9 protein-coding genes are annotated in these 12,192 nt (G+C 62.4%); 4 read left to right on the forward strand and 5 right to left on the reverse strand.

Annotated elements, in window-relative coordinates:
* Window positions 1-64: 64 nt before the first annotated feature.
* Complete coding sequence (locus tag AB0L63_RS22040; protein ID WP_364503836.1) at window positions 65-1,810, forward strand: GAF domain-containing protein; 1,746 nt, start codon at window positions 65-67, stop codon at window positions 1,808-1,810.
* On the opposite strand, the gene AB0L63_RS22045 is transcribed toward AB0L63_RS22040, so the two are convergent.
* The 4 genes from AB0L63_RS22045 to AB0L63_RS22060 all read right to left on the reverse strand — a co-directional run bounded on the left by AB0L63_RS22045 (window position 1,792) and on the right by AB0L63_RS22060 (window position 5,466).
* Window positions 1,792-2,832 carry an LLM class F420-dependent oxidoreductase gene (locus tag AB0L63_RS22045; protein WP_364503950.1) on the reverse strand — a complete coding sequence of 347 codons (1,041 nt, stop codon included), beginning with the start codon at window positions 2,830-2,832 and terminating at the stop codon, window positions 1,792-1,794. The genes AB0L63_RS22040 and AB0L63_RS22045 overlap by 19 nt on opposite strands.
* 13 nt (window positions 2,833-2,845) lie before the next feature.
* Window positions 2,846-3,604 carry an SDR family NAD(P)-dependent oxidoreductase gene (locus AB0L63_RS22050; protein ID WP_364503839.1) on the reverse strand — a complete coding sequence of 253 codons (759 nt, stop codon included), beginning with the start codon at window positions 3,602-3,604 and terminating at the stop codon, window positions 2,846-2,848.
* Between the two features lie 9 nt (window positions 3,605-3,613).
* Window positions 3,614-4,246, reverse strand: coding sequence for a nuclear transport factor 2 family protein (locus tag AB0L63_RS22055; protein ID WP_364503842.1), 633 nt, complete (start codon window positions 4,244-4,246; stop codon window positions 3,614-3,616).
* Window positions 4,247-4,311: 65 nt separating this feature from the next.
* Entirely contained in the window at window positions 4,312-5,466 is a 1,155-nt protein-coding gene (locus AB0L63_RS22060; protein ID WP_364503845.1) for an acyl-CoA dehydrogenase family protein, read from the reverse strand.
* Window positions 5,467-6,206: 740 nt separating this feature from the next.
* Between AB0L63_RS22060 and AB0L63_RS22065 the strand changes: the two genes are divergently transcribed.
* On the forward strand, window positions 6,207-8,150 hold the full coding sequence (locus tag AB0L63_RS22065) for a fumarylacetoacetate hydrolase family protein (protein ID WP_364503848.1): 1,944 nt from the start codon (window positions 6,207-6,209) through the stop codon (window positions 8,148-8,150).
* 98 nt (window positions 8,151-8,248) lie between these two features.
* On the opposite strand, the gene AB0L63_RS22070 is transcribed toward AB0L63_RS22065, so the two are convergent.
* Window positions 8,249-8,800 carry a TetR/AcrR family transcriptional regulator gene (locus AB0L63_RS22070; RefSeq protein ID WP_364503851.1) on the reverse strand — a complete coding sequence of 184 codons (552 nt, stop codon included), beginning with the start codon at window positions 8,798-8,800 and terminating at the stop codon, window positions 8,249-8,251.
* A gap of 585 nt (window positions 8,801-9,385) precedes the next feature.
* Between AB0L63_RS22070 and AB0L63_RS22075 the strand changes: the two genes are divergently transcribed.
* A complete protein-coding gene (locus AB0L63_RS22075) occupies window positions 9,386-10,180 on the forward strand; it encodes an LLM class F420-dependent oxidoreductase (protein ID WP_364503854.1) in 795 nt (264 codons plus the stop codon).
* Window positions 10,181-10,386: 206 nt separating this feature from the next.
* On the forward strand, window positions 10,387-12,177 hold the full coding sequence (locus tag AB0L63_RS22080) for an ABC transporter substrate-binding protein/permease (protein ID WP_364503857.1): 1,791 nt from the start codon (window positions 10,387-10,389) through the stop codon (window positions 12,175-12,177).
* Window positions 12,178-12,192 lie beyond the last annotated feature (15 nt).

The following is a 12,192-nucleotide window of genomic DNA, read 5'->3' on the forward strand; positions in this document are numbered from 1 at the left end:
AGCGAGACACATTCGAGCCTTATCCATCGGCTGGATGAGACAATCAACGGCAGGAGAGTTGCGGGTGGGTTCCACCGACGATGCCGATCGGGACCTCCAGGCAGGTGGCAGTGGGCACGCCTACTCCGCACTCGTCGAGATCGGTACGCAGATCCAAAACCATGACGTTGCGCTGCAGACAGTCTTTACGACCATCGTGGAGCGGACCGCTGGGCTGGTGAGCGCGGACGTCGCGTGGCTAGCAGTATTGGACGAATCGGTGAAGGCGTTGCAGATCGTGGCGGCGACGGGCCACCGTCACCCGGCTTTCACCGCGATGTCGGTCCGACTGGGAACGGGCCTCGGCGGTGTGGCCCTGGCGCAACGGCAGACCATCAGCGTGCTGGATTACCGAAGTGACCCGCATCCGACCCCGGCCGGGGTCCGGGAGGCGGTGGAGGCGGAGCACTTGGTGTCATTGGTCTGTGCGCCGATGTTCCGCGCCGACCACATGATCGGCGCCCTGTATGTGGGTCGACGTCGCCGCGCCGCGTTTTCGGAGGCTGATCGCGACCTCGCTTCGGCGTTGGCGACGCAGGTGGCGATCGCGATCGAGAACAGAGACACCCGCACGCAGTTGGAAACCAGCAATACGCTGCTGGCGGCGAAGAACGAAGTGCTCGAGCAGTCCGCAGCCATCCATGAGCGATTGACCGCGGCGACGTTGCGCAACGTGGGTGTCGCAGATATCGCCCAGTCGCTGACCGAGTTACTGGCTCGGCCGCTGGAGCTGGAACAAGACCTCGCGGAGCCATTCGCGCATTGGTACGGCGGTGCGGCCGAATCCGGCGTGCCCCGGGAAACCCGGCGAATCATGGCAGGCGACACCGATCTCGGAAGGCTGACCATTGTCACCCAGCCACCGCTCACCGACATCGAATGGCGTGCTGTCGAGCACGGACTCACCGTCTTGGCGGTCGAGCTGCTCAAGCAATCGGCCCGCCGCGAAGTCGAATGGCGTTTGGGCGGAGAACTCCTCAGCTCGTTGTTGAGCAGTCCCGGACAACTCGATCACGCCATGGTGCGTCGAGGCGCACGATTCGGCGTCGACCTCACCCGACCACATCGGGTGATCCTGCTCGAGCCGATCGACGACCATCCGCTGGATATCGCCGAGGTCCAAGCCGCCCTGTACTCAGCGGCCCGCGCGGCCGGCCTGCCGGAACTTCCCCGGCTGGTCACAACCGTCGGACCGACGAGCGTCATGGTCGCGTTGCCGACCACGCCAACCGACCCGGTTACCGAGTTCGTCCAGGCGATACACGTGCGGTCGAAACTTGCGAACAAGGTCATCATGGGAATCAGCCGTGCGGGACACGATTTCACCGGTGCCCGCACGGAGGCAGACGCGTGTGCTCGATTCGCCAGGCTCGCCGGTAACCAGCGACCGACGGTAAGTGCCGACGACATCGGACCGATGAGGTTTCTGTTCGCCCTGACAGACGTATCCCCCGTCAAACAGTTCGTTGCGGAACAGCTGGATTCGATTCTGGTCGACTACGGCCCCGACAGTGAACTGTTCCGAACACTACGTGTGTATCTCGAATCGGACGGACACCACCCGACGATCGCGTCCCGGTGCACCATTCACAAGAACACAGTCAAGAGCCGCATAGCCCGTATTTCGACGGTACTCGGCCGCCCACTGAACGATCCGCAAGTCCGATTCGAACTCCGCCTGGCTCTTGGACTTCACGACTTTCTGTTCACCATCGGACGTCTCACCGACGACGATGGCAACAAACGACCTCGCTACCGGACGAGCAGTTGAAGACGTTCGGTCAGCCGGAGTCGACCGATTCGGTCGGCTCCGATGGGCCAAATCGTCAATGCTGTCGCACCCGCCTCCGCGAAAGCGGCAAGCCGCTCCTGCACATAGCCTTCGGGGCCGATCAACGAGATCGAGCGCACCAATTCATCGGGAACCGCCCTGGCCGCCTCCGCCTTCCTGCCACTCAGGTACAACTCCTGGATGCGCTGTGCTTCAGCGACATAGCCATAACGCTGGGTGAGCTGAAAGTAGAAATTCCGCGATCGAGCGCCCATCCCGCCGATGTACAAGGCAAGCAGCGGCTTTACTCGATCGATGTACGGCGCAGGATCATCGACGATCGCGGCCGGGGGCGAAGCGTAGATTTCGAGCGGTCCCGACATCGGATCTCGATTACGCAACCCTGCGGTCAAACAATCACCCCAGACCTGCTGCGCCTTCTCCGGGCAGAAGAAGATCGGCTGCCAGCCCTCGGCGATTTCAGCTGCGAGCGTGACGTTCTTGGGACCAACTGCCGCCAGTACAATGGGAATCCGTTCGCGGACAGGATGATTGATGAGCTGGAGTGGTTTACCCAGGCCGGTCCCGCGACAAGCAGGTAGCGGAATCTGATAGTGCGATCCGTTATAAGTCAGCGGCTCGCGCCGCCAGACGCGGCGGCATATCTCGACCACTTCCCTGGTTCGGCCGACAGGGGCGTCGTAGGCCACACCATGGAATCCTTCGATCACCTGCGGGCCGGAGGCGCCGAGACCGAGTATGAATCGCCCATGCGACAGATGGTCCAATCCGGCCGCCGTCATTGCCGTGAGGGTGGGCGTTCTCGTATACAACTGCATCACGCCCGACGCCAACTGTATCGCCGAAGTCCGGGCAGCCAGATACCCTAAAGCGCTCACCGCATCGAATGAATAGGCTTCCGGAACAACCACGAGGTCAAGTCCCGCGGTCTCGAGGTCGCTGATCTCTGCGGCCAGGGTGTCGAACCCACCGGAGTACTCCGCCGCCATACCGATACGCAGGCGTGCCGAACTGTCAGCCATTGCCACGCCCGAGCCGAGCGCCGCCGTCGATACGAATGGTCTCACCGTTGATCATCGGATTCTCGATGACGTGCGCCACCAGATCCGCGAATTCCGCAGGCGCTCCGGGACGGACCGGATGTGGAATATCCGCCGTTACCGCATCCTGCACATGTGCAGGCAACCTACGGAACATCGGGGTATCGAACGGTCCTGGCGCGACCGTGACCACGCGGATAGCCGCGTCGGCCAGATCACGCGCGAGCGACAAGGTCATACCGGCTACACCCGCCTTGGATGCCACGTAGGCGGCCATACCTGCGGGTGCGTCGCATCCTGCGATGGAACCCACATTGACCACGACGCCCCGCTCACCGTTGAGCGGGAGGTAGCCAGCCATCCGCTCCGCTGCGAGACGGAGCACATTGAATGCACCGACAAGATTGACCCGGACCACATCGGCGAATTGCTCGAGCGGTAGGGGACCCGAGGCACTCAGCGTGGGCCCGACGCGATCAATTCCAGCGCAGTTCACCACGGCACCCAGTGGCCCGAATCTCTCGGCCAGGTCCAACGCTGCAGCCACATCGGCCTCCAGGCAAATATCCCCGGTGACCTGATGGACGGCGACACCCGTCGCGGGTTCCAGGTCACCATTGTGCGTATCGAGCACGACAACAGTCGCCCCTCGCATGGCGAGTTTGTCCACCACGGCTCCGCCCAGACCGGACGCTCCACCAGCCACCAGTACCGAGCAATCTGCGATATTCATTGCGGCCGATCACTTCCCGGTCGGGTGGGCGTGCCTTGCGCGGGCAGCGCCCCACAGATCGGCGCCCTGCATCGGAATAATCGGTACGTCGAGCAGGCCGGTGCCCTGGTACACCACGTCATGCGGTGCGCGCTGACCGACCGAGATGTGATCGGGCGGCAGGTCGGAGCTTGGGGGAACGACCACTTCGCGGCCGGCTTCGACGACCGTCTGACGATGCAGGATCCGCCAGGCCCCCCGCTTCTCGAAGACGTCCACGTAGCGGCCCTCCAGTTGCTGGTCTATAAATCGCCCGGAGCCGTCGTTCATCGGAATATGGTGCAGTACATACCATTGGCTTTCCACAAACGCGCGATTGCCGTCGAGGTCGATCAGTGGATTGGTGATCGAGTGCTGCGAGTTGGCGATCTGGGCGAGCAGCGGCACCACATAGTCCGCGAAGTCGTGAGCGTTTCCGTTGTAAAACCAGTGAATGTCGGTGCCATCCGGGTGGTAGCAGGATTTGAACAGGTCGATATCGCAACGGTCAGCGGCGCGCGCATATCGATAGAGGACGTCTCGGATGGCCTCCTTGTCCTCCAATGCGGCGATTCTGAGCTCGAGTTGATCCATGTATTCGGGTGAATTCTCGGCGAATGTCATGTTCGGCATCTACTTCCTATAATTCAAGGTACTGTTCCGGTATATCTGCCATTGCGTCGAAGACTTTACAACGATCTCGCGACTATCTCTTTCATGATCTCGTTTGTTCCCGCGTAGATTTTTTGAACCCGGGCATTGGCGTAGAGTCGGGCGATCGGATATTCGGCCATGTATCCGTACCCACCGAAGACCTGCAAGCAGCTGTCGATGACTCGGCACTGTTGCTCGGTCAGCCACCACTTGCACATCGCCGCACCGACAGCATCCAATGCTCCGGACCTGAACCGAATAACGCACGAATCGAGGTAAACTCGTGCGGCATGTGCCGCGGTGGATGCTTCGGCCAGCACAAACCGAGTGTTCTGCATATCCATCAAACATTGGCCGAACGCCAGTCGGTCCTTGGCGTACGAAACCGTCTCACGCACCGCGACCTCCATCGAGCAGACCGCCGTTGCCGCAGCGATGAGACGCTCCCTCGGCAGTTGCGCCATGAGCTGCGCGAATCCTTCACCTGGCACACCGCCGAGCAGGTTCTCTGCAGGAACTTCGACATCGTGGAAGAACAATTCCACCGTATCGTGCGAATGCAGACCGAGTTTGACCAGGTTCCGGCCGCGCTGAAATCCCGCAGCGTCGCCCGGCTCGATGCATATCAGCGAGATCCCTTTCGCGCCCGCAGTCGGATCGGTCTTTGCTACGACGAGGATCAGGTCGGCCAGTGCGCCATTGGAAATAAATGTCTTCGATCCGTTGATGACATAACGGTCGCCCCGCAGGCTCGCCCGTGTCCGTAGCGATTGCAGATCGGATCCCGCTGACGGCTCGGTTATCGCGATCGCGGCAACAATTTCACCTCTCGCCATTTTCGGCAGCCAGTGCTGCCGCTGCTCAGGTGTCCCATACTCGAGAATGTAATGCGCCACAAGGGCATGTACGAGATGCCCCCATTCATTTCCTGGACGGGCCACCTCGGCCTCGACGATCGCCAGATCGTGCGCGATGTCTCCACCTCCTCCGCCGTATTCTTGTGGAATGGAGCAACAGAGCAAGCCGCACCGTCCCGCTTCTTCCCATACCCAACGGTCGACCGCACGTTGTCCGGTGAACTTCAATCGATTCGGCTCCATGTGCCGGTCGTAGAAATGCCCGGCAAGCTCGGTGAGCTCGCGAACTTCGGTGTCGTGCCAGGGCGGAATGTACCCAGCTGCCGCGGCCATGCCACATCCTTTACGAAGTTGCCGGTGACTATCGGCGGGAATTGGATTCGGTCTTCGAACAATATGGGGACAACCGGCCGTCTGCTATGTCTCGCCGGGACAATCAATCTCCGTATTCGGTGTCGAAACGAGACACCGTAGTTTCTCGACCGGCCGGGGGCGGGATCGGTAACTCAGGAGGTTTACTGCTCGAGCCGCCCGGCAAGTGGCTCCGGCCCGGCCCGTCGAGTGCCGACCGAGTGATCAGGATCGTTGCCGACACGAGGTACCGCGAGAGCGGCAGGACGCGGTCGATCAGCGGTGGCAGTGCAGCGCGCGGCTGAATCTGCGCTCGTCGCCGCGAAGACGCGACCTGGGTCCTGTTGAACCCGATCCGATTCGGGTTCGGAATGCCGGGAGCGCGGTTTGCCGTCCGGGATCGGCGGTCCGGATTCAGTGATGTTGGTATCGGCGCGCGTTCGGTCTATGGCCGCCTGTGGTCACAGTGCGGTCATCAGCGGTGTTCGGTCCGCGACCACCTGCTTGCTCACCGTCGCCTTGGGGTTCCCACCGGGGGCGGGTCCGGGACGGTGTCGCGGTCATCGAGCATGAGATAGATCAGGATCTGCCTGGTCAGCCCGATTCCGTTGTCCCGGGGGCGGAACGATCTGCGGGACAAGGGCTTTACGCGCTGGCCGACTAGTCGTATGTTGGCCAGTATAGAGAATGTTCACCGACATAGCGTGAGGTACGTGATATAGATGCAGTGGTTGACGTACAAAACAAACGAGGGCGACCGAGTCGGTGTGCTGTCAACGGATGCGATCTATGCCCTAGCTCCCGGGGTCGCCTTGATCGATTTGATCGGATTGGGAAGCGACGGGCTGCGTGAGGCTGGTGAGCAGGCGCTACGGAACCCGGCTGCCGTGATCGCATTGGACGCTGTGCAACTGCGGCCTCCCATCCCGAACCCGCCCGCAGTCCGCGACTGCCTATGCTTTCTCGACCACATGCGAAACTGCCAAGAAAGCATGACCGGTAATCGCGTGCTCAAAGACGCCTGGTACCGGATCCCGGCGTTCTACTTCGCGAATCCATCCGAGGTGCTCGGGCCCTACCAGGACGTTCCCATTGCGCCCGGAAGCGCCTGGCAAGACTTCGAGCTCGAAATCGCGGCGATCATCGGCGTTGGTGGCCGGGACCTCTCCGTGGCGGAAGCAGAACGGGCGATCATCGGCTACACCATCTTCAACGACTGGTCGGCGCGCGATCTGCAGATCCTCGAGGGGCAGCTGGCGATCGGGCAAGGAAAGGGCAAAGACAGCGGAATTACGCTCGGTCCGTGGTTGGTCACTCCCGACGAACTCGAACCCTACCGCCGCGACGGGCAGTTGAGCCTCGACGTTGTCGCCGAAGTCAACGGTGAAAGGATCGGCTCCGGATCGACCGGAGCGATGGACTGGACATTCGCCGAAGTGATCTCCTACGCCTCGCGCGGCGTCGCACTTCGTCCCGGCGATGTGTTCGGCTCGGGCACCATCCCCACGTGCACCTTGATCGAGCACCTGGACATGGCCGATCCGAAGTCGTTCCGCGGATGGCTTCATGACGGTGATGTGGTCACTTTGCGAGTGCAAGGTTTGGGCACTACACGCCAGACGGTCCGTTCGACTCCTGCTCCGCATCCGCTGCCTGCCAGGCTGAATCCGGATGCGAAACCTGCTGCCCGTCGCGTGAACAAAGCTCCGGCACGCATACCGTTCACCCGGGGACTGCACGAAGTGGGTAAGGGGGTCTGGGCGTGGATACTGCCGGATGGCGGGTACGGATGGAGCAACGCGGGCCTGATCGCTGGAGACGGCGAGTCGTTGCTGGTCGACACACTGTTCGATCTGGCGCTGACCCAGGAGATGTTGGCCGCGATGCGGCCGATCACCAATTCGGCTCCGATCCTCGACGCCGTGATCACCCATTCCAACGGCGATCACACGCACGGTAATCAGTTGCTCGATCCGTCGGTTCGGATCATCGCCGCCGTGGGTACCGCGGACGAGATAGCCCACGAGACGCCGCCGGAAATGCTGGCGATGACCCAGGTCGCCGACCTCGGCCCGCTCAGCACATACGCGCGGGACCGTTTCGGATACTTCGACTTCGGCGGCATCACCCTGCGCAACGCCGATCTGACCTTCGAGCGGAAGCTCAGCCTGGATATCGGCGGCAGACCGGTGAAGGTACTGAACCTGGGACCCGCCCATACCGAGGCAGACGCCGTTGTCCATGTCCCGGATGCCGGTGTGCTGTTCGCCGGTGATCTGTTGTTCATCGGATGTACCCCCGTCGCATGGTCCGGGCCGATCGCCAACTGGATCACCGCCTGCGACACGATGATCGCTCTGGATGCGCCGACAGTGGTGCCGGGGCACGGCCCGGTCACCGACTCCGATGGGATCCGCGCAGTTCGCGGATATCTCGTGTTCATATCGGAGCAGGCGGAGGCCGCCCACGCCAAGGGCATGTCCTTCCAGGAGGCCGCCGATTCCATCGACCTCGGGGAGTACGCCGATTGGCTGGACGCCGAGCGCGTGGTCGTGAACGTCTACCGGCGATACCGTGAACTCGACTCCGAGACACCTGAGATCAGCGTGATGGATCTGGTGCGGATGCAGGCTGAATGGCACGTGCGCCGCAATGCGCGACCGTGACGTCCAGCATTCGAAACCAGCTCTCGCACAGCGTCATTCCAGCCGGAATCCCATCGATCCTTTGCGGCAATAATGGGCAGCGGCAATGGATTCGCCGGTCAGCGAGAACCGCTTTCCAGGAGAGTTGTCTTCAACAACTCGCTCAGTTGGTCGACGGCATGCTCGATATCGACTCGATCGGGTGCCATCGCGCTCTGCAGGTGTATGCCGATAGCCGCGCCGACGAGAACTATCGCAAGGCCTTCGGATGTCACGGTGCCGGGCAGCTGGACATAGGTGTCGATCCACCGCTTGGTGAACTGCCGCAATCGTTCGTGCAGCGCCACGTACTTGTCGTGGATCGGAGACGCCGGATCTACAGCCTCGACGTACAAAGTCACGAACAGAAGTGAAACCCGTGCCATCGAGAACTCTTTTACCCGAGACAGGAGATCGTCGACCAGTGGTGCATGATCCAGATCCCCCTCGGTCGATGCACCGAACAGCGACTCCGAAGCGTAGTCGACTACCGCGGCGAGCAATCCTTCCTTGTTGCCGAAGTGCCACGGTATCGAGCCCCGACTGATGCCGGAACGTGCCGCGATGTCCGCGAATGTTGTTTGCTGATACCCCTTTTCGACAAACAATGTGGATGCGGCATCGAGCAGCATGTTACGACTTTCGCGTGTGGTTTCTGCGCGTCGATCGGGCACTCGGACCCCTTTCCGTCCGGCTCCGACAACCGAAACCTAGTCCCACCCACTGACCGGTCGACCAGCATACTATATGTCAAGCAGCATAGCGCGTAGCGGGAGGTCAGGCATGGAATGGCCGATCAAGAGTCACCATGCCGAGCTGTGATTTCGCAGGTGCGCGGCCGGATATCGGGCGCCCGACCCTCGGGTAGACCACGGGCAGAGCCCGTGGTCTCTCGCTGACCCAAACTTTGTTCGGACGTGGCCGATCCGGCTCGTGCACACGTTTCGCCCAGTCGCAGGAGCGCCTCGAGGCCAGTCGGGCGCTCCGGCCGATCTCCGGCTTCTTCGTCAGCGCTCCGAATGGGGGCACCCGCTGGCAACCGCCGATCGACCCGGCCACCGTGGTCTGCAATGTGGTCCCGGCCCTGATCCTGCAGGTGGTCGGCGATACTCGCACCGCCTATCGAGGAACCCTACAGCGACTTTGTGAATAAGGTTGCATAAGTTCAGGAGAACGGAACCAGATCGAGCGACGACGAAACGACGAGGAGCATGCTCATGACCCGACCGGTTCGAATCGGCGTACAGCTACAGCCCCAGCACGCCCCCGACTACGGACTCCTGCGCGACGCCGTACTGCGCGCGGAGGACGCGGGCGTCGATATCGCCTTCAACTGGGATCACTTCTATCCGCTGACCGGCGACGCCAACGGGGCACATTTCGAATGCTGGACCATGCTCGGCGCCTGGGCCGAGCAGACCGAACGGATCGAGATCGGCGCGCTGGTCAGCGGCGGCGGTTACCGCAATCCCGATCTGCTCGCCGATATGGCGCGCACGGTGGACCACATCAGCGATGGCCGACTCATCCTCGGCATCGGCGCCGGCTGGTTCAAGAAGGATTACGACGAGTACGGCTACGAGTTCGGCACGCCGGGAACCCGGCTGGCGCTGCTGAAGGCGAATATGGCCCGGCTCACCGCCCGGCTGAAGAAGTTGAATCCGCATCCGACCCGCCATATCCCGATCCTGATCGGCGGCGGTGGCGAGAAGAAGACACTGCGGCTGGTCGCGCAGTACGCCGATATCTGGCACACCTTCGCCGACCTCGACGCGATCGCGCACAAGAACAAGGTGCTCACCGAGCACTGCACGGATATCGGCACCGATCAGGCGAGGATCGAGCGTTCGGTGCAATGGCCCGGCGCGGAGCGGGCAGCGAGGTTCGTCGAGGCGGGGGTGAGTCTGTTCACCATCGGTGTGAGCGGGCCGAAGTTCGATCTGAGTGAGGTCGAGCGGGCGGTCCGTTGGCGTGACGAAGTCAATCCGGAGCCGGTCAGAGGTCTGGCCTGACCCTGGTTCGGACCGACGTGCTGGGCGGGGCGTAACACCGGTTGGTGGTCAGGTTCGAATCACCGTGATCCGAATTCCGGGATCGGGCCAGGTCGCCCCGTCTGCGCACGCCCGGCGGCTGTACGCTCTGGCAGCGCGGTGTGACCGACCGCGCACACTGCGGGTAGCAGCGGATCAGCGCCCTATCGGCCGCTAGGGTTCCCATTATGGCTGGTCTGCCCGCTGTGCGGTCTCGTGCGTTGATCGCCGTGCTCTTGCTTGCCGTCGGCCTCGTCGCTACGGCATGCGGTTCCGGCGACGATTCGTCCGATCGAAATCAATGCACACCGCCCGGATCGAGCGCGGCGTCGGCCGCCCCGACGAACCTCGGCTCGGCGGCCGCGGCCGGTGCGGACACCTACACCACCGCGAGCACGCTGCCGGTGGCGGCAATAGATACCAGCAAGCTGCGGCTCATCACGCCGGGCAAGCTCACCGTCGGCACGCTCTCGGATGCACCGCCGAGCATCTGCCTGAACTCGGCGGGCACGTTCACCGGCTTCGACAATGAGCTGCTGCGCGCGATCGGTGCGAAACTCGGCCTCCAGGTGGAGTTCTCGGGCACCGAATTCGCACCGCTGCTCTCGCAGGTCTCCGGCGGTCGGTTCGATGTCGGTTCGTCGAATATCACCACCACCGCGGAGCGGCGCGAACGCGTCGGATTCACCAATGGTTACGACTTCGGCTACTTCTCGCTCGTCGTCCCGAATGGCAGTGCTATCAAGGGCTTTTCGGATCTGGGGCGGGGTAACCGGATCGCCGTCGTGCAGGGCACGGTGCAGGACGATTACGTGGTCAACCAGCTGCATCTGGATCCGGTGAAGTTTCCGGATTACGCCACCGCGTACGCGAATCTGAAGTCCGGTCAGGTCGATGCCTGGGTCGCGCCCTCGGCGCAGGCCGAGGGGCAGGTGAAACCGGGCGACGGCACCACGATCAGCCAGAACACCTTCAGCCTGGACAATTTCGTCGGCTATGCGGTCGCCAAAAACAATCAGCCCCTTATCGACGCGCTCAACAGTGGTCTCGACGCGGTGATCGCCGATGGCACCTACGCGAAGCTCTACACCGACTGGGTGCCGAGGCAATTGCCGCCGGGCTGGAAGCCCGGCTCGAAAGCCGCACCCACACCGCAACTTCCGGACTTCGCCGCCATCGCCGCTGCGAAGAAAACCACCGACAATGCGCAGAACGCGCCGAAATCGACGGTGCAGCAGTTGAAAGAGACGTTTTTCGACTGGTCACTGTACCGCAAGGCATTTCCCGATCTGTTCAAGACCGGTCTACCGAATACCCTGATCCTGGCGCTGGTTTCGGGTGTTCTCGGCACCATCATCGGCATGTTGCTCGCGGTCGCCGGTATTTCCCGGACGCGCTGGTTGCGTTGGCCCGCCCGGGTCTACACCGATATCTTCCGCGGCCTACCCGCGGTGGTGATCATTCTGATCATCGGACTCGGCATCGGCCCCGTCGTGCGCAGTATCACCGGCAATAACCCGTATTGGCTCGGTGCGATCGCGCTGGCACTGCTGGCCTCGGCCTATATCGGTGAGATCTTCCGCTCCGGCATCCAATCCGTGGAGGCGGGTCAATTGGAGGCCGCGCGCGCCATCGGTTTCGGCTACCGCCAGGCCATGACATTGGTGGTGATTCCGCAGGGCGTGCGCCGGGTGCTGCCAGCGCTGATGAACCAGTTCATCGCCCTGATCAAGGATTCGTCGCTGATCTACTTCCTCGGACTGCTCGCGACTCAGCGCGAACTGTTCGCGGTCGGCCGAGATCTCAACGCGCAGACCGGAAATCTCTCCCCACTGGTCGCCGCCGGTCTGGTCTATCTGCTGCTGACCATCCCGCTGACGCACCTGGTGAACTACATCGACCACCGGATGCGCACCGGCCGACCCGACCAGCCCATCGACCAGGTCGAGGCGGCGACGATTACGGAAGGGCGCGGGTAAACCATGAGCCAGCGA

Source organism: Nocardia sp. NPDC051990 (assembly GCF_040680755.1).
Lineage (GTDB): Bacteria > Actinomycetota > Actinomycetes > Mycobacteriales > Mycobacteriaceae > Nocardia.